The following is a 26,355-nucleotide window of genomic DNA, read 5'->3' on the forward strand; positions in this document are numbered from 1 at the left end:
CGACCCGGCGTTCGCCCATCATGACTTCCACAGGGTCGCCAGGAATCATGCGAATCAACGCGAAAGTCAGCAGGGTGATGCCGAAAAAGGTGGGGATCAACAACCCCAGTCGGCGGGCAATAAAACTAAACATCTTCTGGTGTACCTCATCAGCCGGTTAGGCGTACCGGTCAGCCCAGGATCGGGCTGTGGCCGGCGTTTTTTCTACTTCACCTGGGTGGTGGCGAAGTTATTGGTGGTCAGCGGGTTCATGTAGTAACCGTCGACGTTCTTGCGCAGGGCGGTAAACATCTTGGGATGAGCCTGATCGACCCACACCACTTCGTCGTGCAGGATAACCAGGGCTTTTTCATAGAGAGCGGCGCGTTCGGCAGTATCAATCGTGGCCCGAGCCTGGGTGATCAGCGCCTGGAATTGCGGGTTGCACCAGCGGCTGTAGTTTTCGCCGTTTTTGGCAGCTTCGCAACTCAGCAGCGGACCGAGGAAGTTATCCGGGTCACCGTTGTCGCCGCTCCAGCCGGCAGACACCATGTCGTGTTCGCCTTTCTTCGCACGCTTGAGCATCTCCGCCCACTCCATGACACGGATGTCGATGGTGATACCGACCTTGGCCAGGTCTGCCTGGATCAACTGGGCGCCCAGTTGCGGGTTCGGGTTGGTCGGGCCACCGGCGTTGCGGGTGTACAGGGTGAACACCGTGCCTGGCGGAACACCGGCTTCCTTGAGCAGCGCACGCGCCTGGTCGAGGTCCTGGGGCGGGTTCTTCAGCGTGGTGTTATAGCCCAGCAGCGCGGGTGGGTAAGGGTTGACCGCGGCAATCGCGTTGCCCTTGCCGTACAGGGTGTCGACATAGGTCTGTTTGTCCAGGGCCAACTCGATGGCACGGCGCACCCGCACATCGCTCAGGTATTTGTGACTGGTGTTGATCGCGGTATAGCCGGTGGACATCGCCGCGATGGTGGCGATTTGCAGGGCCGGGTCGGCCTGGATGCTCGGGACATCGTCGGGTTTAGGGTAGAGCGCTACCTGGCACTCATTGGCCTTGAGTTTTTGCAGGCGGGTGTTGTTGTCCGGGGTGATGGCAAAAATCAACGGATCAGCCGGCGGCTTGCCACGGAAGTACTGCGGGTTGGCCTTGTAGCGGACCTGGGCATCCTTGGCGTAGCGCTGGAAGATGAACGGACCGGTGCCGATCGGCTTGCTGTTGAGGTCGGCCATTTTGTCGGCCTTTTGCAATAACGCCGCGTACTCGGCCGAGTGAATAGAGGTGAACGCCATGCCCAGGTCCAGCAGGAACGGAGCTTCAGGGCGGTTCAGGGTGAACCTGACAGTCATCTCGTCGACTCTTTCGACAGCCTTGAGCAGGTTCTGGAAATCCATGCTTTCAAAGTATGGAAAGCCGACGGCAGATTGCTTGTGCCAAGGGTGGTTGGGGTCCAGTTGACGCTGGAAGCTCCAGACCACGTCGTCGGCATTGAGTGTGCGCGTCGGTTTGAAATAGTCGGTCGTGTGGAACGCGACGCCGGGGCGCAGGTGGAAAGTATATTGCAGGCCGTCCGGGCTGATCTCCCAGCTTTCGGCCAGGGCCGGCTGGATCTGCGCGGTGCCGGGCTTGAAATCCACCAGCCGATTGAACAGGGTTTCCGCCGCTGCGTCGGACGTTACGGCGGTGGTGTAGAGCACCGGGTCGAAACCTTCCGGGCTGGCTTCGGTGCAGACCACCAAGGGTTTGGCCGAAGCACCAATGGCTGTCATCAGCACGGTGGCTGCGACCACCGCACGCAAGGGAAGCATCTTCATATAAACCCTCCGTATTCCATGAGCCAGATTAGTCGTTGGGGCCGATTCGTCGAATCGGCCCCGCGGTTGTCACGCCTTAGAGGACGTTGAACGGAATGGTGGTAACCAGGCGGAACTCGTTGATGCTGCCGTCAGCCTGGTTTTCGCTCGCCCGGTGCGCGGTGTAGGTGGCGCGAACGGTGGTGGCTTTCAGCGGACCGCTTTGAATGGCGTAAGTGCTGCCAATCCCATATTCATAGTGGTGTTCGCCGTCTTGCGACTGGATGCCGTCGTAGCCGGTGCCGGTGTAGTGGGTGCCGTCGATGCCCCAGCCGCGTGCCTGGTAGATGTTGAACTTGAGACCCGGTACGCCGTACTCGGCCATGTTCAGGCCATAGGAAACCTGGAAGGATTTCTCGTTCGGGCCGTTGAAGTCCGACAGCAGGGAGTTGGCCAGGTAGATGCCGTTGGTTTCGTGCAGGTAGTCGAAGTACTCGTTACCGTTCACTTCCTGGTAGGAGAAGGTCAGGGTGTGAGCCTGGTGGGTCAGGCCGAACGACAGGGAGTAGGTGTCGTTGTCGATGTCGCCCAGCTTGGCTTTGCCTTCTTCCTGGGTCTTGTAGTAGTTCAGGCCGGTGGTCAGGCTCAGCACCGAGCTGTCGCCCAGCACGTGGGTGGCGCCGAAGTAGTACTGGTTCCAGATGTCTTCGGCCTGGGTGGCCCAGAGGCTGGTGGTCAGGCTGGCGAACGGCGAGTAGCTGATGCCTGCGGTGTTGACGTGATCGGCTTCGGCATCGATGGCGCCGTACACGGAGCGGAATTTGCTCAGGCTTTCTTCGGTACGCGGCGAGTTGCGATCGAAGGTGGCCACGTCGAAGGCCAGGTTGCTCAGCTCTTCACTGTGCAAGGCCACGCCCTGGAAGCTCGAAGGCAGGGCACGGTTGCTGATGACGTCGACTTGCGGGCTGCTGAAGTTCATGCGCCCGGCAGTCAGGGTGGTGTTGGAGATACGGGCCTTGACGTTGGCCAGGCCCAGTTTGCTCCATTGCCCCTGGGCGTCGCCGCCTTCTTTGGTCAGGGTCCGGTTGTTGCCGGCGCCAGGACGAGTGCCGGGAGCGCCGCCGTTGTTGGAGGCCAGGTTTTCCCGATCACGTTCCAGCGCGACTGCGTTGTAGGCCGCCAGCTCGGTGCTGAAACCGACGGTGCCCTCGGTGAAGCCGGAGTTGTACTTGAGGATGGTGCCCTGGACCCAGTTGATCCGGCGATCGGTGGGGGTCGATACGCCGTTTTTCTTGTAGGCGAACTTGCCGCCACGCTTGAGTTGTTCGTTGGAGTACCAGTTACGGGTACTGCCGCTAATCGTCTGGCCTTCGATGAAGCCGGTGGCCTCGGATTGAGCATTGCTGGTATTGACCGTCACCGGGTTGAACGCCTGGCTCTGGGGTTCGGCATACGCGGTTGCGGTGATGCTGCTGATGGCCAGGGCCAACAGGGCGGAGTTGCTCAGTTTCATCAGTGAAGCTCCTTTTTTTCTCTTGTTATTGCCGGTCTCCTGTACTGAGCCGGCTATTGAGGGTGGAACTCATACAAGGCATCGCAAACGTTTGCATGGGGCGAAATCGCCGAATTCAGGCAACAGTCTGCTGTGAGGGCGAAAATCGCCCCCAAGGTTCTGCTAATCAGTTATTGCTCGATACCGACACCCGAGAACACGTTACGACCGAAGGGGCTGACCTTGAATCCTTCGACTTTGGCGCTTAACGGCTGGTTGACCGTGGAGTGGGCGACAGGAGTGATCGGCACTTGCTGCTTGAGCAACTGCTGGGCCTGTTTGTAGAGCACCGTGCGCTGTTCGCGGTCGGTAACGATCTTGGCCTGCTTGATCAGCTTGTCGTATTGCGGGTCGCACCACATGGAGTAGTTGTTGCCGCCAATCGCGTCGCAGCTGTACAGGGTGCCGAGCCAGTTGTCCGGGTCGCCATTGTCCCCGGTCCAGCCGATCAGGCTGACGTCGTGTTCGCCGTTCTTGGTGCGCTTGATGTACTCGCCCCATTCGTAGCTGACGATCTTCACTTTCAAGCCGATTTTCGCCCAGTCAGACTGCAGCATTTCTGCCATCAGCTTGGCGTTCGGGTTGTACGGGCGCTGCACCGGCATGGCCCACAGGGTGATTTCGGTGCCTTCCTTGACGCCCGCAGCCTTGAGCAGTGCCTTGGCTTTTTCCGGGTCATAGGCGGCATCCTTGATGCTGTCGTCGTAGGACCACTGGGTCGGTGGCATGGCGTTCACCGCCAGTTGCCCGGCGCCCTGGTACACGGCGTTGAGGATGCCTTGCTTGTTCACCGCCATGTCCAGCGCCTGGCGCACTTCGAGCTGGTCGAAGGGTTTGTGCTGGACGTTGTAGGCGATGTAGCCGAGGTTGAACCCGGGTTTTTCGATCAGTTGCAGCTTCGGGTCTTTTTTCAGCGCCTCGACATCGGCCGGGCGCGGATGCAGGGTGACCTGGCACTCGCCCGCCTTGAGTTTCTGCACCCGTACCGAGGCATCGGTGTTGATCGCAAAAATCAGTTGGTCGAGTTTGACTCGGCTCGGGTCCCAGTACTGTTTGTTGCCCGCATAGCGAATCTGCGAGTCCTTCTGGTAACGCTGGAACACGAAAGGCCCGGTGCCGACCGGCTTCTGGTTGATGTCGCTGGGTTTGCCCGAGGCCAGCAACTGGTCGGCGTACTCGGCCGAGAGAATCGAGGCGAAACTCATGGCAAGGTTCTGGATGAACGCAGCGTCGACTGAGTTCAGGGTCATGACCACGGTCAGGGGCGCGGTTTTTTCGACCTTGGCGATGTTCTTGTTCAGGCTCATCCCGTTGAAGTACGGGAACTCGGTGGGGTAGGCCTTACGGAAAGGGTGGTCGGTGTGAAGCATGCGGTTGAAGGTGAACAGCACGTCGTCGGCGTTGAAATCCCGGCTCGGGGTGAAGTACTTGGTCGTGTGGAATTTCACCCCTTCGCGCAGGTGGAAGGTGTAGGTCAGGCCGTCTGCGGAAATATCCCAGCTGGTCGCCAGGCCCGGAACGACGCTGGTGGCGCCTTTCTCGAACTCGGCCAGCCGGTTGTACAGTGGCTCGGCGGCATCGTTGTCGGTGGCGGTGGTGTATTGCGCAGTGTCGAAGCCCGCCGGGCTGCCTTCGGAGCAGAAAACCAGGCTGTTGCTGGCGGCCTGGCTGATGGAGGTGGCGGCCAACAGGCCGCTGCCCAGTAGGGCGGATAAAACCAAGGTATGGCGCATGACACTCCCTCTCTTATTGGAAATAAACCATGAGCCCTCGTCCCGTCCGGGGACGTGCGGGCACAGAACCACGGGTTTCAGCGATTGCCATTCCAGGCGCAGTACGGTCGGACCCTCGACGTTAGTGAGTCGAGTGTCGGGCGGTAAATGCGAAAGGCCTTAAATACAGGTAAGAAAAGGCGACACGTCCTAAACCCGTGGCAGTAGGCCGCAGTGATTTGGGATGTAGGTCAATTCCGCTGTCTTGGCAGATAGCGCCGCGACGACCTCAGCAAGGTCGCCGCGGCAATACCTTATTTGCTGACGCTGACGCCGTAGAAGGAGTTCAAGCCAAACGGGCTGATCTTGAAGTCCTGCACGGTGTTGCGCATGGGTTGATACACCGTCGAGTGCGCGATAGGTGTCATCGGGACTGCATCTTTGAGGAGGTGTTGCGCCTGCTTGTACAGCTCGGTGCGTTTGGCGACGTCGGTGGTGGCCTTGGCTTCCTTGATGATGGTGTCGTACGGCTTGTCGCACCATTTCGAGAAGTTGTTGCCGCTCAGGGAGTCGCAGCCAAACAGCACGTTCAGCCAGTTGTCCGGGTCACCATTGTCACCGCTCCAGCCAATGATCATGGCCTGGTTCTCGCCACCTTTGGAACGCTTGATGTACTCGCCCCATTCGTAGCTGACGATGTTGACCTTGAGGCCGATTTTCGCCCAGTCCGACTGCAGCATTTCTGCCATCAGCTTGGCGTTCGGGTTGTACGGACGCTGGACCGGCATGGCCCACAGGGTGATTTCGGTGCCCGGCTTGATGTCAGCCTTTTTCAGCAGTTCCTTGGCCTTTTCAGGGTCGTACTTGGCGTCCTTGATGGTGTCGTCATAGGACCACTGGGTTGGCGGCATGGCGTTGACGGCCAGTTGGCCAGCGCCCTGGTAGACCGAGTCGATGATCTGCTGCTTGTTCACCGCCATGTCCAGCGCCTGGCGCACTTCCAGCTTGGCCAGTGGGTTGGCGTCGGTACGGCCCTTGAGGACCGGCATCACGTTGTAGGCAATGTAGCCGAGGTTGAAACCCGCCTGATGTGGCAGTTTCAGGTCCTTGTCTTCACCCAGGGCCTTGAGGTCGGCCGGACGTGGGAAGAGGGTGACCTGGCATTCGTTTTTCTTCAGCTTCTGGATACGCACCGACGGGTCGGTGGTGATGGCGAAGATCAGGTTGTCGATCTTGACGTCTTCAGGCTTCCAGTAGTCCTTGTTGCCGGTGTAACGGATGTTGGAGTCTTTCTGGTAGCTCTTGAACACGAACGGGCCAGTGCCGATCGGCTTCTGGTTGATGTCGCCCGGCTTGCCTTCCTTCAACAGTTTGTCGGCGTACTCGGCAGACTGGATCGAGGCGAAGCTCATGGCCAGGTTCTGGATGAACGCGGCGTCGACCGTGCCCAAGGTGAACTTGACGGTCTTGTCGTCGATTTTTTCGATGTTCTTGATGTTGGTGTCCATCCCCATGTCCGTGAAGTACGGGAACTCGGTGGGGTAGGCTTTGCGGAACGGCATGTCTTTGTCGATCATGCGGTTGAAGGTAAACAGCACGTCGTCGGCGTTGAATTCACGGGTCGGCTTGAAGTAGGGCGTGGTGTGGAACTTGACCCCTTCGCGCAGGTGGAAGGTGTAGGTCAGGCCATCCGGGGACACGTCCCAGCTGGTGGCCAGGCCTGGAACAACAGCGGTGCCGCCACGTTCGAACTGGCTCAGGCGGTTGAACATGGTCTCTGCCGAGGCGTCGAAGTCGGTTCCGGTGGTGTACTGGCCAGGATCAAAACCGGCCGGGCTCCCTTCGGAGCAAAACACCAGGTTAGTCGCCGCGGAGGCGAAGGGTGCGCTAGCAAGCAAGCTGGCGCCGACTAAAAACGGAATGACCGCGTGTTTGAGCATGGTGGCCTCATGATTGTTGTCATTTTTGGAATTAGAGGACGACCTCGTGAGTCGACCTGCGGATACTTATGCAGGGCCTATACCCAATGCAAGATCCAGAGCGGCTACAAGTCTTAAACAGTGGTACGAACGTACCTTAATGTCGCATTCCTATAAACTTTGACGCATTTGATCGTTTGCGCGGGGGTATTTCGGTGCGATAGGCGCACCAAATGTGTGCTGATAGCACAGTTGGCGCACCTTGCCGAGGCGCGATGTTACCCAGCCATACGTACAGCCTAGACGGGTTTTTCGCGATGACGAGGGGGGATTGGCGCAGGGTAGATCTGTATGACCAAGGCTTGCCTGCGAACGGCGTTGATGCGGTCTCACGTAAACTGCATCAACGCCGCCCGACCAGCTTCCACAAGCGTTACGGCATCAACACTTCAATAGAGCCGTCGGCCGACATGCTGACCTGGCTGGTGCCGGCTTCCACTTGCGGGGTCACCGGGGCGGAATCCATTGCGGCCGCTTTCATCATCATCGGCGCGCGCAGGTAAGGCTGTGGATAACCGTTGCTGTTGAGGTTCAGGTTGACGATTTTGTAACCCTTGCCACCCAGGGCCTCGGTGGTCAGTTGGGCGCGGGCCTTGAAGGCGTTGACCGCTTCCTTGAGCAGCGCATCCTCGCTGGCCTTGCGGGTCGGGGTGGCGATGGCGAAGTCCATGCCGGCCATCTTCAGGTCGCCGAGCAGTTCACCGGTGAGTTTGGACAGGGCGGCGAAGTCCGAGCTTTCCAGGCGCAGTTCGGCGCGCTCACGCCAGCCGGTGATCTTCTGGCCCTTGTCGTCGTAGATCGGGTAGCTGTTGCGGCTGCCCTGGCGCAGGGTCACGTCCTTGACCTGCCGCGCTTGGCCCAGTGCCTTGTTCATCGCGGTGCTCACCACGGCCGCCAGCTTGGCCGGGTCGGCATTCTGCTCTTCGGTGTAGAGGGTCACGATCATCAGGTCGCGGGCCACTTCCTGGCTGACTTCGGCGCGCAGGGAAATCTGGTTGTAGTGCAGCTCGTCCGCGGCCAGGGCCGGGAGGCTGGCCAGGGTGCCGGCACTGAGGGCGAGAAGGGCGGCACTGCGGCGAAATGTGTTCATCAAAGCTCCTTGGGTGGTGCGCAGGGGTAAGGTTGCGAGCCTGCGTAAAACCATCAGACTCTAGCTGCTATTGTCCGGTTCAGCCGGTTACAACTTCTATACAGTTCGCGCCAGGTGGTCGCAGCGCGGTCAATTGCCCTGTGTCGCTTTGCCGCAGTTTTGCCTGTCAGGCCCCCTGCTTGGTTATACTCGACGCGATCCGCCTGGAGCGCTCATCAGGAGAGCTCATGCTCGCCCCCGTACAACTACTTTCCGCGACTCGCCAAAACCTCTGGCGACTGACGTTCATCCGCACCCTGGTGCTGGCCGCCCAAGCCGGTTCGGTGGGGCTCGCCTATTGGTTCGACCTGCTGCCGCTGCCCTGGCTGGAACTGGCCGCGACCCTCGGTTGCTCGATGCTGCTGTGCGCCTTTACCGCCATCCGGCTGCGCACCTCGTGGCCGGTGACTGAGCTCGAGTACGCCGTGCAACTGGCCTGCGACCTGTTTATCCACAGTGCGCTGCTGTATTTCTCGGGCGGTTCGACCAACCCGTTCGTCTCTTATTACCTGGTGCCGCTGACCATCGCTGCCGTGACCTTGCCGTGGCGCTATTCGGTGATTCTGTCGGGCATTGCGCTGACCATGTACACCTTGCTGCTGGCGCAGTTCTACCCCCTGGAAACCTTCCCGATGTACCGGGAAAAGATGCAGATCTATGGGATGTGGCTGAGTTTTGCCCTGGCGGCGGCGGTCATCACCTTCTTTGCCGCGCGCATGGCCGAAGAGCTGCGCCGCCAGGAAGAGCTGCGGGCGATCCGCCGGGAAGAGGGGCTGCGCGATCAACAGTTGCTGGCCGTGGCTACCCAGGCTGCTGGCGCCGCCCATGAATTGGGCACCCCGCTGGCGACCATGAGCGTGTTGATCAACGAGATGCTGCAAGATCATCATGACCCGCTGCTGCGCGAGGACTTGAGCGTGCTGCAGGACCAGGTGAAGCTCTGCAAGCAGACCTTGCAGCAACTGGTGCGCGCCGCCGAGAACAATCGCCGCCTGGCGGTGGACATGCAGGACGTCAGCGTCTGGCTCAACGAAGCGCTCGACCGCTGGCACCTGATGCGTCCGGAAGCCACTTACCGCCTGCAGCGGAAGGGGGAAGGCAGCGAACCGCGCCTGGCACCGCCGCCGGACCTGACCCAGGCCTTGCTCAACCTGCTGAACAATGCCGCCGACGCCTGCCCGGAAGGACTGGAAGTGACGCTGGACTGGGACGCCGTGGAGCTGACCATCAGTATTCGCGACCACGGTGCCGGTGTGCCGTTGGCCATTGCCGAGCAGATCGGCAAGCCATTTTTTACCACCAAGGGCAAAGGTTTCGGCCTGGGCCTGTTTTTGAGCAAGGCCAGCGTGACACGCGCCGGCGGCTCAGTGAAACTCTATAGTCATGAGGAAGGCGGTACGCTCACCGAGCTGCGCCTGCCCCGTGCCGCACGAGGAGACGACCATGAGTGACGAGATCCAAGTCGAAGGCGAAGACCTGCCGCATTTATTGCTGGTAGACGACGACGCTACTTTCACCCGCGTCATGGCTCGCGCCATGAGCCGCCGCGGTTTTCGCGTCAGCACCGCCGGTTCCGCCGAGGAAGGCCTGGTCATCGCTCAGCAGGACCTGCCGGACTACGCCGCACTGGACCTGAAAATGGATGGCGATTCGGGACTGGTGCTGCTGCCCAAGCTGCTGGAGCTCGACCCGGAAATGCGCGTGGTAATCCTCACCGGTTACTCGAGCATTGCCACTGCCGTCGAGGCGATCAAGCGCGGCGCCTGCAATTACCTGTGCAAACCGGCCGATGCCGATGATGTGCTGGCCGCCTTGCTGTCCGAGCACGCCGACCTCGATACCCTGGTGCCGGAAAACCCGATGTCGGTGGACCGCCTGCAGTGGGAACACATCCAGCGCGTCCTCACCGAGCACGAAGGCAACATCTCCGCCACCGCCCGCGCCCTGGGCATGCATCGGCGCACCCTGCAGCGCAAACTGCAGAAGCGTCCGGTTCGCCGCTGAACCGTCGCTGAACGAAAATCGCCAGCCACCCGGACAAAATGAACCGATCATCTATGATCGGTTCGTACTTCCTGTGTTTCCTACCGAGCCTGAACGATGAATCAGAACGCTGAATATTGCGCGGTCAACGATGCGGTGCGCGGTCAGTTTTTCCGCCGTGTCTGGCAGATGATCACGCCTTATTGGCGCAGTGAAGAGAAGGGCAAGGCCTGGTTGCTGTTGATTGCGGTGATCGGCCTGTCGCTGTTCAGCGTGGCGATCTCCGTGTGGATCAACAGTTGGTACAAGGACTTCTACAACGCCCTGCAAAAGAAGGACGATGCCGCGTTCTGGAGCCTGATCCTGTATTTCTGCGGGATTGCCGCGGTGGCGATCCTGGGGGCGGTCTACCGTTTGTACCTGACCCAGATGCTGACCATCCGCTGGCGTGCCTGGCTCACCGAGAAACACTTCGCCCGCTGGCTCGGACACAAGAACTACTACCAGCTGGAGCAGGGCGGTTACACCGACAACCCGGACCAGCGAATCTCCGAAGACCTCAACAGTTTCACCAGCAACACCCTGAGCCTGGGCCTGGGGCTGATTCGCACCGTGGTCAGCCTGGTGTCGTTCTCGATCATCCTGTGGGGCGTTTCCGGCAGTATCGAAGTATTTGGCTACACCATTCCTGGCTATATGTTCTGGTGCGCCCTGGTCTACGCGCTGGTGGGCAGTTGGATCACCCACCTGATCGGTCGCCGCCTGATCGGCCTGAACAACCAGCAACAACGCTTTGAAGCCGACCTGCGGTTCTCCATGGTGCGGGTCCGCGAGAATGCCGAGAGCATTGCGCTGTACAACGGCGAGGCGAATGAAAACCAGCGCTTGAGTACGCGGTTCGGCAAGGTCTGGCACAACTTCTGGGACATCATGAAAGTGTCCAAGCGCCTGACTTTCTTCACCGCGGGTTACGGTCAGATCGCGATCATCTTCCCGTTCATCGTCGCGGCGCCACGGTATTTCTCCGGCAAGATCGAGCTGGGGGAACTGATGCAGATCAACTCGGCTTTTGGCAACGTGCAGGAGAACTTCAGCTGGTTCATCAGCGCCTACGCCGACCTGGCAGCCTGGCGTGCCACCTGTGACCGGTTGTTGAGTTTTCGCCAGGCCATGAGCGAAAACGAAGAGCGGGCGCCGGCCATCGATGTACGCCAGGAGGGCGCTGAGCTGCAAGTGCAGCAGGTGGGCCTGGACCTGGCGGATGGTCGTCATCTGCTGACCAGCGCCGACATGACCGTGGAGCAGGGCGACAGGCTGATGCTCAGCGGTCGCTCGGGTAGCGGCAAAAGTACCCTGTTGCGGGCCATGGGCGGTTTATGGCCGGCCGGGCATGGGGCCATTCGCCTGCCCAGTGCGCGCTACCTGTTCCTGCCGCAGAAACCCTACCTGCCGATTGGCACGCTGCGTGAAGCCTTGAGTTATCCACAGTCCGGCGATACCTATCCGCATGAGCGCTACGTGCAGGTGCTGGAGACCTGTCGCCTGCCCCATCTGGTGCCGCGCCTGGATGAAGCCAACCACTGGCAGCGCATGCTGTCGCCGGGTGAGCAGCAACGCCTGGCGTTCGCCCGTGCGCTGCTTTATGCACCGCAATGGCTGTACATGGACGAAGCCACTTCGGCGATGGACGAGGAAGACGAGGCCACGCTGTACCAGGCGCTGATCGATCAACTGCCGGGCTTGAGCATCGTCAGCGTCGGCCACCGCAGCAGCCTGAAACGGTTCCATCCGCGCCATGTGCGGATCGACAACGGCCATCTGCAGGAGCAGACCGTGACGGCCTGATCCCACTGCAAATGTAGGTCAACAGTGATCGTACAACCGCCCTGCGCTATGATGTGCGTATCACTGCTTGCCTGAGATTGATCTTGACCATGGAAAACCCGATCGACGTCCCTCGTCTGCCCCGCAAGCGCCGTAGCCTCGCGCAGGAACTGGTGACGGTGCTGTCCGAGCAGATTCGCGACGGCTTGCTCAAGCGTGGCGACAAGTTACCCACTGAGTCCGCGATCATGGAGGCCCACGGCGTCAGCCGTACGGTGGTCCGTGAAGCAATCTCGCGCTTGCAGGCTGCGGGGCAGGTGGAAACCCGCCACGGGATCGGCACCTTTGTGCTCGACACCCCAAGCCCTAGCGGATTTCGCATCGATCCGGCCACCGTGGTCACCCTGCGTGACGTGCTGGCAGTACTGGAGTTGCGCATCAGCCTGGAAGTCGAATCTGCCGGGCTGGCCGCGCAACGCCGCAGCCCCGAGCAACTGGCCTTGATGCGAGCGGCGCTGGATGCGCTGAATGAGAGCGCTGCGCATGCCGGGGACGCGGTGGCTTCGGACTTCCAGTTCCACCTGCAGATTGCCCTGGCCACCGGCAACCGCTACTTCACCGACATCATGACCCACCTGGGTACCAGCATCATCCCGCGTACCCGTCTCAACTCGGCACGCCTGGCCCATGATGACCACCAGCACTACATGAGCCGGCTGGCCCGTGAGCACGATGAAATCTACGACGCCATCGCGCGCCAGGATTCGGATGCAGCCCGCGCCGCCATGCGCCTGCACCTGACCAACAGCCGTGAGCGGCTGCGCCATGCCCACGAAGAGGCCCAGGCCCAGCGCGGCTAAACAGCTCGTCGTAACCCACAGTGGGCGCAATGCCCACTGTTGTGAGGTTCGCATCGCAATTGCCGGTGTTTGCCGTAGGACATCCCATAACAGAAAAAGCAGAAGCGCTGATTAGCTGCTTCAGGGATGTTTTTTGTTTTCGCATTTATCAGATTTAAATCAATCACTTAGACATCGTTCGTGGTCTCGCGAAGGGCTGGCTTGGCCTGTGGATGATGAAATGCAGTTGACGGTTGTATTTTAAGTTGTACGATGACATACAACATCAGCATGACGCTGAGCGGCTTTCATCACAACGTGCTACTTAGGGTGTTCGAATAATGAATCCACAAGAACTGAAGTCCATCCTCTCTTCCGGCCTGCTGTCTTTCCCGGTGACTGACTTTAATGCCCAGGGCGACTTCAACCGCGCTGGCTACATCAAGCGCCTGGAATGGCTGGCCCCGTATGGTGCCTCGGCACTGTTCGCCGCCGGTGGCACCGGCGAGTTTTTCTCCCTGGCCGCCAGCGAATACTCGGAAATCATCAAGACCGCCGTCGACACCTGTGAAACCAGCGTGCCGATCCTGGCCGGCGTGGGTGGTTCCACCCGCCAGGCCATCGAATATGCACAAGAGGCCGAGCGTCTGGGCGCCAAGGGCCTGTTGCTGCTGCCGCACTACCTGACTGAAGCCAGCCAGGATGGCGTTGCCGCCCACGTTGAAGCCGTGTGCAAATCGGTGAAGATCGGTGTGGTGGTCTACAACCGTAACGTTTGCCGCCTGACCGCGCCGCTGCTCGAGCGCCTGGCCGAACGCTGCCCGAACCTGATCGGCTACAAGGACGGCCTGGGTGATATCGAGTTGATGGTGTCGATCCGTCGCCGCCTCGGTGATCGCTTCAGCTACCTCGGTGGCCTGCCAACCGCAGAAGTCTACGCCGCGGCCTACAAGGCCCTGGGTGTACCGGTTTATTCGTCGGCGGTGTTCAACTTCATCCCGAAAACCGCGATGGACTTCTACCGCGCCATTGCCCGTGAAGACCACGCCACCGTCGGCAAGATCATCGATGACTTCTTCCTGCCGTACCTGGATATCCGCAACCGCAAGGCCGGTTACGCAGTGAGCATCGTCAAGGCTGGCGCGAAAATCTCCGGTTACGACGCAGGTCCTGTACGTGCCCCGCTGACCGATCTGCTGCCTGAAGAATACGAAGCACTGGCCGCCTTGATCGACAAGCAAGGTGCGCAGTAACAAACCGATTAAACAAGGCCGCTGAGTAATCAGCGGCCTTTTGCGTAAGGAGATTGCCGTGGCAGACGTAAAAAGATTCGACAACTACATCGCTGGCCAATGGGTTGCCGGTGCGGACTATTCGGCCAACATCAACCCCTCGGACCTGTCCGATGTGGTGGGCGAATACGCCAAGGCCGACCAGGCCCAGGTGCACGCCGCCATCGATGCTGCACGCGCTGCATTCCCGGCCTGGTCGACTTCAGGTATCCAGGCCCGCAGCGATGCGCTGGACAAAGTCGGTAGCGAAATCCTCGCGCGTCGCGAAGAGCTTGGCACCCTGCTGGCGCGTGAAGAGGGCAAGACTCTGCCCGAAGCCATTGGCGAGGTGTCCCGCGCGGGCAACATCTTCAAGTTTTTCGCCGGTGAATGCCTGCGTCTGTCCGGCGACTACCTGCCGTCCGTGCGCCCGGGGGTCAACGTTGAAGTCACCCGTGAAGCCCTCGGCGTGGTTGGCCTGATTACTCCGTGGAACTTCCCGATCGCGATCCCCGCGTGGAAAATCGCCCCGGCCCTGGCTTATGGCAACTGTGTGGTGCTCAAGCCGGCTGACCTGGTACCGGGTTGCGCCTGGGCGCTGGCGGAAATCATCTCCCGTGCCGGTTTCCCGGCCGGGGTGTTCAACCTGGTGATGGGTAGCGGTCGTGTGGTCGGCGAGGCGCTGGTCAACAGCCCGAAAGTCGATGGCATCAGCTTTACCGGCTCGGTGGGTGTGGGCCGGCAGATTGCGGTCAACTGTGTTTCGCGCCAAGCCAAGGTGCAGCTGGAAATGGGGGGCAAGAACCCGCAGATCATTCTCGACGACGCCGACCTGCAGCAGGCGGTCGAGTTGTCGGTACAGAGCGCGTTTTACTCCACTGGCCAGCGTTGCACGGCCTCGAGCCGGTTGATTGTCACCGCCGGGATTCACGACCGGTTCGTCGCGGCCATGGCGCAAAGAATGAAGTCGATCAAGGTCGGCCATGCGCTGCAGTCCGGCACCGACATTGGTCCGGTGGTGTCCCAGGCCCAGCTTGAACAGGACCTGAAATACATCGACATCGGCCAGTCCGAAGGTGCGCGCCTGGTCAGTGGCGGGTCGCTGGTGACTTGCGACACCGAAGGCTATTTCCTTGCCCCGACGTTGTTTGCCGACAGCGAAGCAGGCATGCGCATCAGCCGTGAAGAAATCTTCGGTCCGGTGGCCAATATCGTCAGGGTCGCCGACTACGAGGCGGCGCTGGCCATGGCCAATGACACCGAGTTCGGCTTGTCGGCAGGTATCTGCACCACCTCGCTGAAACACGCCAACCACTTCAAGCGCCACTCCCAGGCTGGGATGGTGATGGTCAACCTGCCGACCGCCGGTGTGGATTACCACGTTCCGTTTGGTGGGCGAAAAGGTTCATCCTATGGATCTCGTGAGCAAGGTCGCTATGCACAAGAGTTTTACACGGTCGTAAAAACTTCTTACATCGGATCGTAACCCGCTGCACCGCGGTATCCGGGTCCACCGGATACCGCACTGACAGATTCACCCGCGCATAAAAATAATCAGTGGGAGTACACGTACATGCAAGCGACCAAGCCGACCCACGTCCGCTATTTGATCCTGCTCATGCTGTTTCTGGTGACCACGATCAACTACGCCGACCGTGCCACTATCGCCATCGCAGGTTCCAGCCTGCAGAAAGACCTCGGTATCGACGCGGTCACCCTCGGTTACATCTTTTCCGCATTCGGTTGGGCCTACGTGGCCGGGCAAATTCCCGGTGGCTGGCTGCTGGACCGATTCGGTTCGAAAAAAATCTACGCCCTGAGCATCTTCACCTGGTCGCTGTTCACCGTGCTGCAAGGCTATGTCGGTGAATTTGGCATGTCGACCGCGGTCGTCGCCTTGTTCATGCTGCGCTTTCTGGTGGGCCTGGCCGAAGCGCCATCCTTTCCGGGTAACGCCCGCATCGTTGCGGCCTGGTTCCCGACTGCGGAACGTGGCACGGCCTCGGCGATCTTCAACTCCGCGCAATACTTCGCCACGGTGCTGTTTGCACCGCTGATGGGCTGGATCGTCTACAGCTTCGGCTGGCAGCACGTGTTCATCGTCATGGGCGTAATCGGCATCATCTTCTCCGGTATCTGGCTGAAGGTGATCTACAGCCCACGCCAGCATCCGATGATCAATGAGGCCGAGTTCAAGCACATTGCCGACAATGGCGGCATGGTCGACATGGATCACGACAAGGGCCAGGGCAAGAAAGCCGACGGACCGAAGTGGGACTACATTCGCCAGTTGCTGACCAACCGCATGATGCTCGGCGTCTACCTGGGCCAGTACTGCATCAACGGCATCACTTACTTCTTCCTGACCTGGTTCCCGGTGTACCTGGTCCAAGAACGTGGCATGACCATTCTCAAGGCCGGTTTCATTGCCTCGTTGCCGGCGATCTGCGGCTTTATCGGTGGTGTACTCGGCGGGGTGATTTCCGACTACCTGCTGCGCAAAGGCCATTCCCTGACCTTCGCCCGCAAGGCGCCGATCATTGCCGGCCTACTGGTCTCCAGCAGTATCGTGGCCTGCAACTATGTGGACGTGGAATGGATGGTGGTGGGCTTCATGGCCCTGGCGTTCTTCGGCAAAGGCGTTGGCGCCCTGGGTTGGGCGGTGGTATCCGACACTTCGCCGAAACAGATTGCCGGTCTCAGTGGCGGTCTGTTCAACACCTTTGGCAACATTGCCTCGATCACCACACCGATTGTCATCGGCTACATCATCAGCTCCACCGGCTCGTTCAAGTGGGCGCTGGTGTTTGTCGGCTGCAACGCGCTGGTCGCGGTGTTCAGCTATCTGGTGATCGTTGGTCCGATCAAGCGCGTAGTGCTCAAGGAGCCGCCGGTCAACGGGCCTGAAGCCTCCGGCAAATTATCCCAAGCGCATTCCTGAGGAGCGGCGTCATGCAGTTGATTGAACATTCCGACTCGCCGCGCTACATCCGCCTGCACGAGCGGGATAACGTAGTGATCGTGGTCAACGATCAGGGCGTACCGGCCGGTACCGAATTTGCGGACGGTCTGGTCACCGTGGACTTCGTGCCACAGAGCCACAAGGTCACCCTGGAGGACATTCCAGAAGGTGGTCAGGTGATTCGTTACGGCCAGACTATTGGCTACGCCTTGCAGCCGATTCCCCGAGGTAGCTGGGTCAAGGAAGATCAACTGCGCATGCCGACCGCGCCGCCGCTGGATAGCCTGCCGCTGTCCACCGAGGTGCCGGCAGCCCAGGCACCGCTGGAAGGCTACACCTTCGAGGGTTATCGCAACGCCGACGGTACCGTCGGCACGCGCAACATTCTCGGGATCACCACCACCGTGCAATGCGTCACCGGGGTACTCGATCACGCGGTCAAGCGGATCAAGGACGAGTTGCTGCCCAAGTACCCGCACGTCGATGATGTGGTGGCGTTGACCCACAGCTACGGCTGCGGCGTGGCCATCACCGCCACCGACGCGTACATCCCGATTCGCACGGTGCGCAATCTGGCGCGCAACCCGAACCTCGGTGGAGAAGCGCTGGTGATCAGTCTCGGCTGCGAGAAATTGCAGGCCGGGCAGGTGATGCACGAGGACGACAGCTCGGTGGATTTGAGCGAGCCATGGCTCTACCGCTTGCAGGATTCCAGTCACGGCTTCACCGAAATGATCGAGCAGATCATGGAGTTGGCCGAGACGCGCTTGAAGAAGCTCGATCGCAGGCGTCGGGAAACCGTGCCGGCGTCGGAGTTGATCCTCGGCATGCAGTGTGGCGGCAGCGATGCGTTTTCCGGGATCACCGCCAACCCGGCGCTCGGATATGCCTCGGACCTGCTGCTGCGGGCCGGTGCCACGGTGATGTTTTCCGAAGTCACCGAAGTGCGCGATGCCATTTACCTGCTGACCTCGCGCGCGGAAAACCAGGACGTGGCCCAGGAACTGGTGCGGGAAATGGACTGGTACGACCGTTACCTGGCCAAGGGCGAGGCGGATCGTAGTGCCAACACTACGCCGGGCAACAAGAAGGGCGGGTTGTCGAACATTGTCGAGAAGTCCCTGGGCTCGATCGTCAAGTCCGGTAGCAGTGCGATCAATGGCGTGCTCGGTCCGGGCGAGCGCTTCAAGCGCAAAGGGCTGATCTTCTGCGCGACCCCGGCCAGCGACTTTGTCTGTGGGACGCTGCAACTGGCGGCGGGGATGAACCTGCATGTATTTACCACCGGCCGGGGTACGCCCTACGGGTTGGCCATGGCACCGGTGGTGAAGGTTTCGACCCGCACCGAACTGGCGCAACGCTGGCCAGACCTGATCGACATCGATGCTGGGCGCATCGCCACCGGGCGTGCGTCCATCGAAGAACTGGGCTGGGAGCTGTTCCACTACTACCTGGACGTGGCCAGCGGCAAACAGCAGACGTGGGCTGAAAAGCACAAGCTGCATAATGACATCACCTTGTTCAATCCGGCGCCCATAACCTAAGACCGCGTTATCGTTCATCGCTGGCAAGCCGCAAGCGGGCGCCAGCTCCCACAGTGATCTTTTGCGTTGCATAAAACGCGTGAACACCGAGGATCCTGTGGGAGCGAGCTTGCTCGCGATGGCGAGCTCGCAGACGCCGATGTCCTTGGTGGCTTATCATTAGCCCCCTAACGACGCCCTCAAGGTTCACCCGGCATGCTGGCCATCTTTCTTGAAACCCTGAACATCACCGCGCCCGTCTTTGCCATGCTGTTTCTGGGTGTACTGCTCAAGCGCATCGACTGGATCAACGACAACTTCATCCACACGGCGTCGGCACTGGTGTTCAACGTCACCATGCCGGCGTTGCTGTTTCTGGGCATCCTGCATGCCGACCTGCATGCGGCGTTGCAACCGGCGCTGCTGATCTACTTTTCCCTCGCGACCCTGGTGTGCTTTGCCATTGCCTGGGGCTGGGCGATTTTCAAGTGCCCGCGCGAAGACCGCGGGATCTACACCCAGGGAGCGTTTCGTGGCAACAACGGGGTCATCGGCCTGGCGCTGGCGGCGAGCATGTATGGCGACTACGGAATTTCCCTGGGGGCGATTCTCGCGGCGCTGGTGATCCTGTTCTACAACACCCTGTCGACCATCGTGCTGGCGGTGTACAGCCCAGTGATCAAGTCCGATCCGTGGAGCATCTGCAAAAGCGTATTCAGCAACCCGCTGATCATCAGCGTGATTGCGGCCGCACCGTTCGCCTATTTCAAGATCGGCTTGCCGGGATGGCTGGAAACTTCCGGGCAGTACCTGGCGCAAACCACCTTGCCGCTGGCGCTGATCTGTATCGGCGGCACGCTGTCCATGGCGGCACTGCGTAAAAGCGGCAACATGGCCTTGAGCTCGAGCCTGGTGAAGATGATCGGCTTGCCGATACTGGCGACGCTGGGTGCCTGGCTATGGGGCTTTCGTGGGGCGGAGCTGGGGATTCTGTTCCTGTACTTCGGCAGCCCGACCGCCGCTGCAAGTTTTGTCATGGCCCGGGCGGCCAATGGCAATCATGAGCTGGCGGCGGCGATCATTGTCATCACCACCTTGATGGCGGCGGTGACGACTAACGTCGGGATCTTCCTGCTGCAGTGGGGCGGCTGGATCTGAAGGGCCTGTCCACTTCAACGCAACAGGGTCACTCCGGCTTCTGGTAGCTGTCGATCACTTCCTGCGCTGCGCGGAACGCCTCCATCACCGCCGGAACCCCGGCGTAGACCGCGCAATGCATCAGGGTTTCGCGAATCTCGTCCACCGTGCAGCCGTTGTTCAGCGCCCCGCGCACGTGCCCCTTGAGTTCCTGAGGGCACTTGAGCGAAGTAAGGGCGGCGAGGGTGATCAGGCTGCGGGTCTTCAGTTCCAGGCCACCTCGATTCCATACCGCTCCCCAGGCGTGTTCGTTGACGAACTCCTGGAACGGTCGGGTCAGGTCGGTGGCATTGCCCATGGAACGGTCGACAAAGGCGTCGCCCATGACCTGGCGGCGGACTTCGATACCGGTGGGTTTGCTGGAGCTTGCGGAGTCGGTCATGGCGATTCTCTTTTGTTGTGTTGGCGGCGCCAGGCGCGCACTGAGGTGAACAGTAAAAATGCCAGCAGGGCCGGCAACACGCACAGCAGCATCAGTTGTTCCAGCTTGCCGGCCAGCGGCATGCCGGTGGTGAACGACACCACATGCAGCCCGTATGCCAGGTACAGGGCGAGGAACAGCAGGCCTTCGGCGCGGGTGATGCGGTAGCCGGAATAGAACACGGGCAAGCACAGCAAGGTGACACCGAGCATCACCGGCAAATCGAAATCCAGGGCATTGGGGGAGACCGACAGCGGCACCGGTGCCAGCAGGGCGGTGATCCCCAGGACGCCCAGCAAGTTGAACAGGTTGCCGCCGATCACGTTGCCCACGGCGATGTCACGCTGGCCGCGCAGCGCGGCAATCAGCGAGGTGGCGAGCTGGGGCAGGGAGGTGCTGACGGCGACGACGGTCAGGCCGATGATGCGCTCGGACAGGCCCAGCTCGCTGGCCAGTGCTACCGTCGCATCGAGCAGCAAGTGCCCGGCGAACACCAGCAAGCCCAGCCCGGCAAGCATCAGCAGGACGCTGCTCAACCAGGGCGTGCGCGGCGCGTCGGCTGTCGGCCGAGACGGACGCGCGGTGGGCCGCGACTGGCGCCACAGCAGGCCCAGGTACAGCGCCAGCGCAGCCAGCAGCACACCACCATCGAGGGCGCTCAGTTGTTCGTTCCAGGCCAGGGCGAACACCAGCAGGCTGGCGCCGATCAGCAACGGGATGTCGAGGCGCACCAGTTGCCGGGCAACCCGCAAGGGGATGATCAGTGCCGACAGGCCGAGGGTTACCAGGATGTTGAAGATGTTGCTGCCGATCACGCTGCCGACGGCGATGTCGCTGCTCTGCCCGAGGGCGGCTTGCAGGCTCACGGCCATTTGTGGCGCGCTGCTGCCGAAGGCGACCATGCTCAGGCCGATGACCAGCGGCCGGACCCTGAGGTGAGCGGCCAGGCGCACGGCGGCACGCACCAGCAACTCGGCGCCGGCGACCAGCAGGAGCAGGGCGCAGAGCAGTTGCAGCACGTTGGGCAGGGGTAATTGGGCTAATCCGGAAATGGTCGTGGCTCCCGGTCAGTTGTTCAGGGCTTGTACGCGAACCCGCGCGGTGCCACTGCGCAGCATGCCCAGCTTGTCGGCGGCCCCGCGTGACAAGTCGATCAGACGGCCACGGGTATGCGGGCCGCGGTCGTTGATGCGGACCACCACACTCTTGTCGTTTTTCAGGTTGGTGACCTTCACCCGTGTGCCGAAGGGCAACTGGCGGTGGGCGGCGGTCATGGCGTACTGGTCAAACGGCTCGCCGCTGGCGGTGCGTTTGCCATGGTGTTTGGCGCCGTAATAGGAGGCGGTTCCGGTTTCGTCGTAGCCCCGGGGGTCGACGTCGTGGCTGGCACAGCCGGCCAGCAGGGAGAGCAGGGCGCAGGCGCTAAGCAGACGTTTCATCAAAAGGGACTCTGCAACAAGCGTGGGAGCTTCGTCTGCTCGCGATAGCGGTTCGGCGGTCAACGCAAAGTTGAATGCCGAACCGCTATCGCGAGCCGGCTCGCTCCCACGGGGAGTGGAGCCAGTGTTGACTGCTGGCTCCATTGTTATCAGCCTTCGAGCTTGCTTTTCAGCAGTTCGTTGACCTGTTGCGGGTTGGCCTTGCCTTTGGAGGCTTTCATGGCCTGGCCGACGAAAAAGCCGAACATCTTGCCGCGTTTGGCTTCGTCTGCCGCGCGGTACTGTTCAACCTGCTCGGCATTGGCCGCGAGCATTTCATCGAGCACCGCCGAGATCGCGCCGCTGTCGGTGACTTGCTTGAGGCCACGCTTGTCGATGATCTCGTCGCTGCTGCCTTCGCCGTTGGCCATGGCTTCGAACACGGTCTTGGCGATCTTGCCGGAGATGGTGTTGTCCTTGATCCGCAACAGCATGCCGCCCAGTTGCTCGGCAGTTACCGGGGCTGCGTCGATTTCCAGGCCCTGCTTGTTCAACAGGCTGCCCAGTTCAACCATGACCCAGTTGGCCGCCAGCTTGGCGTCGCCGGCAATGCTCACCACTTTTTCGAAGTAGTCGGCTTGCTCGCGGCTCGAAGCCAAGACGCTGGCATCGTAGACCGACAGGCCGAACTGCTCCTGGAAGCGCTCGCGTTTTTGCGGCGGCAGTTCTGGCAAGGTGGCGCGGATGTCGTTGAGGAACGAGTCCTCGAGCACCACTGGCAACAAGTCCGGATCGGGGAAGTAACGGTAGTCGTTGGCTTCCTCTTTGCTGCGCATGGCGCGGGTTTCGTCTTTGTTCGGATCGTACAGGCGCGTCTGCTGGATCACCTTGCCGCCGTCTTCGATCAGTTCGATCTGGCGACGTACTTCGGTGTTGATCGCCTTCTCGATGAAGCGGAACGAGTTGACGTTCTTGATCTCGCAGCGGGTGCCGTACTCGACCTGGCCTTTTGGCCGCACCGAGACGTTGCAGTCGCAACGCAACGAGCCTTCGGCCATGTTGCCATCGCAGATGCCCAGGTAACGTACCAGTGCATGGATCGTCTTGACGTAGGCCACGGCTTCCTTGGCGCTGCGCATGTCCGGCTCGGAAACGATCTCCAGCAGCGGGGTGCCGGCACGGTTCAGGTCGATGCCGGTGGCGCCGTTGAACTCTTCATGCAGGCTCTTGCCAGCATCTTCTTCCAGGTGCGCGCGGGTCACGCCGACACGTTTGATGGTGCCGTCTTCCAGGGGGATATCCAGGTAGCCCTTGCCGACGATCGGCAGTTCCATCTGGCTGATCTGGTAGCCCTTGGGCAGGTCCGGGTAGAAGTAGTTCTTGCGGGCGAACACGTTGTGCTGGCCGATCTCGGCGTCAATCGCCAGGCCGAACATCACCGCCATGCGCACCGCTTCCTGGTTCAGCACCGGCAGTACACCCGGCATGCCCAGGTCTACCAGGCTGGCCTGGGTGTTCGGTTCGGAACCGAAGGTGGTGGCGCTGCCGGAGAAAATCTTCGATTGGGTGGCGAGCTGGGTATGAATCTCCAGCCCGATCACAACTTCCCATTGCATGTGTTTCTCCTCAGAAGCCTGTCGGGGTGCGGGTGTGCCAGTCAGTGTGCAACTGATACTGGTGCGCAACGTTGAGCAAGCGGCCTTCCTGGAAGTACGGGGCGAGCAGTTGCACGCCGACCGGCAAGCCATCGACAAAACCGGCTGGCATCGACAGGCCTGGCAGGCCCGCGAGGTTGGCGGTGATGGTGTAGACGTCTTCCAGGTACGCAGCGACCGGGTCGCTGTTCTTGGCGCCGAGTTTCCAGGCCGGGTTCGGCGTGGTTGGGCCGAGGATGATGTCGACCTCATTGAACGCAGCCATGAAGTCGTTCTTGACCAGGCGACGGATCTTTTGCGCCTTCAGGTAGTAGGCGTCGTAGTAACCGGCCGACAGGGCGTAGGCACCGACCATGATCCGGCGCTGGACTTCTGGACCGAAACCTTCACCGCGCGAACGCTTGTATAGGTCGGTCAGGTCTTTCGGGTCTTCACAACGATAGCCAAAGCGCACGCCGTCGAACCGCGACAGGTTGGAAGAGGCTTCGGCGGGCGCGATCACGTAGTACGCAGGGATCGCGTGCTGCATGTTCGGCAGGCTGATTTCCTTGACCACGGCACCGAGCTTCTGCAGCTCCTTGACGCTGTTATGGATCAGTTCGGCGATACGCGGGTCGAGACCTTCGCTGAAGTACTCTTTCGGCACGCCGATGCGCAGGCCTTGCAGCGAGCCGTTGAGGCTGGCGCTGTAGTCCGGCACGGGTTCGTCGATGCTGGTGGAGTCGTTCGCATCGAAGCCAGCCATACCTTGCAACAAAATTGCGCAGTCTTCGGCGGTGCGGGCCAACGGGCCACCCTGATCGAGGCTGGATGCGTAGGCGATCATGCCCCAGCGCGAAACACGACCGTACGTCGGTTTCAGCCCGGTGAGGTTGGTGAAGGCTGCCGGCTGTCGGATAGACCCACCGGTGTCAGTGGCGGTGGCCGCTGGCAGCAGGCGCGCGGCAACGGCGGCGGCCGACCCACCGGACGAGCCGCCTGGCACGTGCTCCAGGTTCCACGGGTTCTTCACGGCGCCGTAGTAGCTCGACTCGTTGGCCGAGCCCATGGCGAATTCGTCCATGTTGGTCTTGCCCAGGGTCACGGCGCCGGCGGCGGCCAGCTTGGCGACCACGGTGGCGTCGTACGGGGCCTTGAAGTTGTCGAGCATCTTCGAGCCGCAGCTGGTGCGGATCCCCTGGGTGCAGAACAGGTCCTTGTGGGCGATCGGCGCGCCCAGCAAGGCCCCGGTCTCACCCTTGGCGCGGCGTGCGTCGGCGGCTTGCGCCTGCTGCAGCGCCAGCTCTTCGGTGAGGCTGATGAAGCTGTTGAGCTGCGGGTCCAACTGGGCGATACGCGCCAGCAGAACCTTGGTCAGCTCTTCGGAGGAAAACTTCTTGTCGGCGAGTCCGCGGGCGATCTCGGCCAGAGTCAATTGATGCATTGCAGGCTCTTTCCCTTTAGTCGATGACTTTCGGAACCAGGTACAGGCCGTTTTCGACCGCTGGTGCGATGGACTGATAGGCCTCGCGGTGATTGGACTCGGTCACAACGTCTGCACGCAGGCGCTGGCTGGCTTCCAGGGGGTGGGCCAGCGGTTCGATACCGTCGGTATCGACCGCCTGCATTTCGTCGACCAGCCCGAGAATGCTGTTCAGGGCCGAAGTGATTTGTGGAAGATCGGCTTCATTGAGGCCAAGACAGGCCAAATGAGCGATTTTTTCCACGTCGGAGCGTTCAAGCGCCATGGGATTCTCCAGTGGAAAACAAAACGGAGGTCGTCCGTGTGTTAGATTGTCGGAACACTACCGCATTTCTACGGTCATAAGGCCGCGATTGTGGGGGTTGGTGCACGGAAAAGCTGCCAATTTAACATATTGGCGCCTTGCCCAAAATCCCTGTCGTTGTTAGAGTTTGCCGCACTTTTTTACCCACGCGTTGCCTAGGGTCCCTTTCCCATGTTCAAGAAACTGCGTGGCATGTTTTCCAGCGATCTTTCCATTGACCTGGGCACTGCCAACACCCTTATTTACGTGCGTGAGCGCGGTATCGTCCTGAATGAGCCATCGGTTGTGGCCATTCGGACGCACGGTAACCAGAAAAGTGTTGTTGCTGTCGGCACGGAAGCCAAGCGCATGCTGGGCCGTACACCGGGCAACATTGCTGCCATTCGTCCGATGAAGGACGGCGTGATCGCCGACTTCAGCGTTTGCGAAAAGATGCTTCAGTATTTCATCAACAAGGTTCACGAAAACAGCTTCCTGCAGCCTAGCCCTCGCGTGTTGATCTGCGTTCCTTGCAAATCCACCCAGGTTGAGCGCCGCGCCATCCGTGAGTCGGCCCTGGGGGCTGGTGCCCGTGAAGTATTCCTGATCGAAGAGCCAATGGCCGCGGCCATCGGTGCCGGCCTGCCGGTTGAAGAAGCTCGCGGTTCGATGGTGGTCGATATCGGTGGCGGTACCACTGAAATCGCGCTGATCTCCCTCAATGGTGTGGTCTACGCCGAATCCGTACGGGTTGGCGGCGACCGTTTCGACGAAGCGATCATCACCTACGTGCGCCGCAACTACGGCAGCCTGATCGGTGAGTCCACCGCCGAGCGCATCAAGCAGGAAATCGGTACTGCCTATCCAGGCGGTGAAGTACGCGAAGTCGATGTTCGCGGCCGTAACCTGGCGGAAGGCGTTCCACGTGCCTTTACCCTGAACTCCAATGAAGTGCTCGAAGCCCTGCAAGAGTCGCTGGCGACTATCGTCCAGGCGGTAAAAAGCGCGCTGGAGCAATCGCCGCCGGAACTGGCGTCCGATATCGCCGAGCGTGGCCTGGTACTGACCGGTGGTGGCGCCTTGCTGCGTGACCTCGACAAGCTGCTGGCCCAGGAAACCGGGCTGCCGGTGATCGTCGCCGAAGATCCGCTGACGTGTGTTGCTCGCGGCGGTGGCCGTGCATTGGAAATGATGGATAAGCACACCATGGATCTGCTCTCCAGCGAGTAAGTTCGCCGGACGCCTCTATGCTGTTCACGCACAGGCAGCACTTTGCAGTGCTGCCTGTTGGCGTTTATCTTCTGTCAGTCTGCATCCAGGCCGGTTTGATGCCGTATGAATAAACAGAACATTTGCCTGGGAGGAG

At 60.8% G+C, this 26,355-nt stretch carries 21 protein-coding genes and 1 pseudogene; 10 read left to right on the forward strand and 12 right to left on the reverse strand.

All coding sequences use genetic code 11. The features are described from left to right. The 6 genes and pseudogenes from CKW24_RS16900 to CKW24_RS16925 form a co-directional block, all read right to left on the reverse strand. A pseudogene (locus CKW24_RS16900) lies at nucleotides 1-133 on the reverse strand (peptide ABC transporter permease); the annotation flags it as partial. A gap of 71 nt (nucleotides 134-204) precedes the next feature. Further along, nucleotides 205-1,800, reverse strand: a complete 1,596-nt coding sequence (locus tag CKW24_RS16905) for an ABC transporter substrate-binding protein (RefSeq protein ID WP_095169314.1) — start codon at nucleotides 1,798-1,800, stop codon at nucleotides 205-207. A gap of 76 nt (nucleotides 1,801-1,876) precedes the next feature. After that, nucleotides 1,877-3,292, reverse strand: a complete 1,416-nt coding sequence (locus tag CKW24_RS16910; RefSeq protein ID WP_095169315.1) for an OprD family porin — start codon at nucleotides 3,290-3,292, stop codon at nucleotides 1,877-1,879. 170 nt (nucleotides 3,293-3,462) lie between these two features. After that, nucleotides 3,463-5,064, reverse strand: a complete 1,602-nt coding sequence (locus CKW24_RS16915; RefSeq protein WP_095169316.1) for an ABC transporter substrate-binding protein — start codon at nucleotides 5,062-5,064, stop codon at nucleotides 3,463-3,465. A gap of 293 nt (nucleotides 5,065-5,357) precedes the next feature. Further along, nucleotides 5,358-6,983 (reverse strand): ABC transporter substrate-binding protein, encoded by a 1,626-nt coding sequence (locus CKW24_RS16920; protein WP_095169317.1) that lies wholly within the window; start codon nucleotides 6,981-6,983, stop codon nucleotides 5,358-5,360. Nucleotides 6,984-7,395: 412 nt separating this feature from the next. After that, nucleotides 7,396-8,112, reverse strand: coding sequence for an SIMPL domain-containing protein (locus tag CKW24_RS16925; protein WP_095169318.1), 717 nt, complete (start codon nucleotides 8,110-8,112; stop codon nucleotides 7,396-7,398). A 227-nt stretch (nucleotides 8,113-8,339) separates the two neighbouring features. Between CKW24_RS16925 and CKW24_RS16930 the strand changes: the two genes are divergently transcribed. The 9 genes from CKW24_RS16930 (at nucleotide 8,340) to CKW24_RS16970 (ending at nucleotide 19,711) form a co-directional block, all read left to right on the forward strand. Then, a complete protein-coding gene (locus CKW24_RS16930; protein ID WP_095169319.1) occupies nucleotides 8,340-9,602 on the forward strand; it encodes an ATP-binding protein in 1,263 nt (420 codons plus the stop codon). After that, nucleotides 9,595-10,155, forward strand: coding sequence for a response regulator transcription factor (locus CKW24_RS16935; RefSeq protein WP_095169320.1), 561 nt, complete (start codon nucleotides 9,595-9,597; stop codon nucleotides 10,153-10,155). The genes CKW24_RS16930 and CKW24_RS16935 overlap by 8 nt, the downstream gene beginning before the upstream one ends. A 96-nt stretch (nucleotides 10,156-10,251) precedes the next feature. Further along, nucleotides 10,252-11,979, forward strand: a complete 1,728-nt coding sequence (locus tag CKW24_RS16940; protein WP_095169321.1) for an ABC transporter ATP-binding protein/permease — start codon at nucleotides 10,252-10,254, stop codon at nucleotides 11,977-11,979. Between the two features lie 89 nt (nucleotides 11,980-12,068). After that, entirely contained in the window at nucleotides 12,069-12,818 is a 750-nt protein-coding gene (locus CKW24_RS16945) for a FadR/GntR family transcriptional regulator (RefSeq protein ID WP_095169322.1), read from the forward strand. A gap of 320 nt (nucleotides 12,819-13,138) precedes the next feature. Further along, on the forward strand, nucleotides 13,139-14,050 hold the full coding sequence (kdgD, locus tag CKW24_RS16950) for a 5-dehydro-4-deoxyglucarate dehydratase (protein WP_095169323.1): 912 nt from the start codon (nucleotides 13,139-13,141) through the stop codon (nucleotides 14,048-14,050). A 58-nt stretch (nucleotides 14,051-14,108) separates the two neighbouring features. Continuing rightward, complete coding sequence (locus CKW24_RS16955; protein WP_095169324.1) at nucleotides 14,109-15,554, forward strand: aldehyde dehydrogenase family protein; 1,446 nt, start codon at nucleotides 14,109-14,111, stop codon at nucleotides 15,552-15,554. Between the two features lie 87 nt (nucleotides 15,555-15,641). Then, nucleotides 15,642-17,009 (forward strand): MFS transporter, encoded by a 1,368-nt coding sequence (locus CKW24_RS16960; RefSeq protein WP_095169325.1) that lies wholly within the window; start codon nucleotides 15,642-15,644, stop codon nucleotides 17,007-17,009. A gap of 11 nt (nucleotides 17,010-17,020) precedes the next feature. Further along, entirely contained in the window at nucleotides 17,021-18,574 is a 1,554-nt protein-coding gene (gene garD / locus CKW24_RS16965) for a galactarate dehydratase (protein WP_095169326.1), read from the forward strand. A 195-nt stretch (nucleotides 18,575-18,769) separates the two neighbouring features. Then, complete coding sequence (locus tag CKW24_RS16970; RefSeq protein WP_095169327.1) at nucleotides 18,770-19,711, forward strand: AEC family transporter; 942 nt, start codon at nucleotides 18,770-18,772, stop codon at nucleotides 19,709-19,711. A 28-nt stretch (nucleotides 19,712-19,739) separates the two neighbouring features. Here the strand turns inward: CKW24_RS16970 and CKW24_RS16975 are convergent, their stop codons facing one another. The 6 genes from CKW24_RS16975 to gatC all read right to left on the reverse strand — a co-directional run bounded on the left by CKW24_RS16975 (nucleotide 19,740) and on the right by gatC (nucleotide 24,971). Beyond that, on the reverse strand, nucleotides 19,740-20,132 hold the full coding sequence (locus CKW24_RS16975) for a carboxymuconolactone decarboxylase family protein (protein ID WP_095169328.1): 393 nt from the start codon (nucleotides 20,130-20,132) through the stop codon (nucleotides 19,740-19,742). Then, nucleotides 20,129-21,190 carry a calcium/sodium antiporter gene (locus tag CKW24_RS16980; RefSeq protein ID WP_095169329.1) on the reverse strand — a complete coding sequence of 354 codons (1,062 nt, stop codon included), beginning with the start codon at nucleotides 21,188-21,190 and terminating at the stop codon, nucleotides 20,129-20,131. Before CKW24_RS16980 ends, CKW24_RS16975 begins: the two co-directional genes overlap by 4 nt. A 48-nt stretch (nucleotides 21,191-21,238) precedes the next feature. Further along, the gene (locus CKW24_RS16985) at nucleotides 21,239-21,610 is read right to left on the reverse strand and encodes a septal ring lytic transglycosylase RlpA family protein (protein WP_095169330.1); all 372 of its coding nucleotides are present in this window, start codon (nucleotides 21,608-21,610) and stop codon (nucleotides 21,239-21,241) included. 149 nt (nucleotides 21,611-21,759) lie between these two features. Next, complete coding sequence (gatB, locus tag CKW24_RS16990) at nucleotides 21,760-23,205, reverse strand: Asp-tRNA(Asn)/Glu-tRNA(Gln) amidotransferase subunit GatB (RefSeq protein WP_095169331.1); 1,446 nt, start codon at nucleotides 23,203-23,205, stop codon at nucleotides 21,760-21,762. Nucleotides 23,206-23,215: 10 nt separating this feature from the next. After that, nucleotides 23,216-24,667: an Asp-tRNA(Asn)/Glu-tRNA(Gln) amidotransferase subunit GatA gene (gene gatA / locus CKW24_RS16995; RefSeq protein ID WP_095169332.1), complete on the reverse strand. Its 1,452-nt coding sequence runs from the start codon at nucleotides 24,665-24,667 to the stop codon at nucleotides 23,216-23,218. 16 nt (nucleotides 24,668-24,683) lie between these two features. After that, nucleotides 24,684-24,971, reverse strand: a complete 288-nt coding sequence (gene gatC / locus CKW24_RS17000) for an Asp-tRNA(Asn)/Glu-tRNA(Gln) amidotransferase subunit GatC (RefSeq protein WP_095169333.1) — start codon at nucleotides 24,969-24,971, stop codon at nucleotides 24,684-24,686. Nucleotides 24,972-25,181: 210 nt separating this feature from the next. On the opposite strand from gatC, the gene mreB reads away from it, so the two are divergent. Further along, complete coding sequence (mreB, locus tag CKW24_RS17005) at nucleotides 25,182-26,219, forward strand: rod shape-determining protein MreB (RefSeq protein WP_002555108.1); 1,038 nt, start codon at nucleotides 25,182-25,184, stop codon at nucleotides 26,217-26,219. The last annotated feature ends 136 nt before the right edge of the window (nucleotides 26,220-26,355 follow it).

Origin of the sequence: Pseudomonas sp. Irchel 3H3, assembly GCF_900187635.1 — a bacterium.
Classification (GTDB): domain Bacteria; phylum Pseudomonadota; class Gammaproteobacteria; order Pseudomonadales; family Pseudomonadaceae; genus Aquipseudomonas.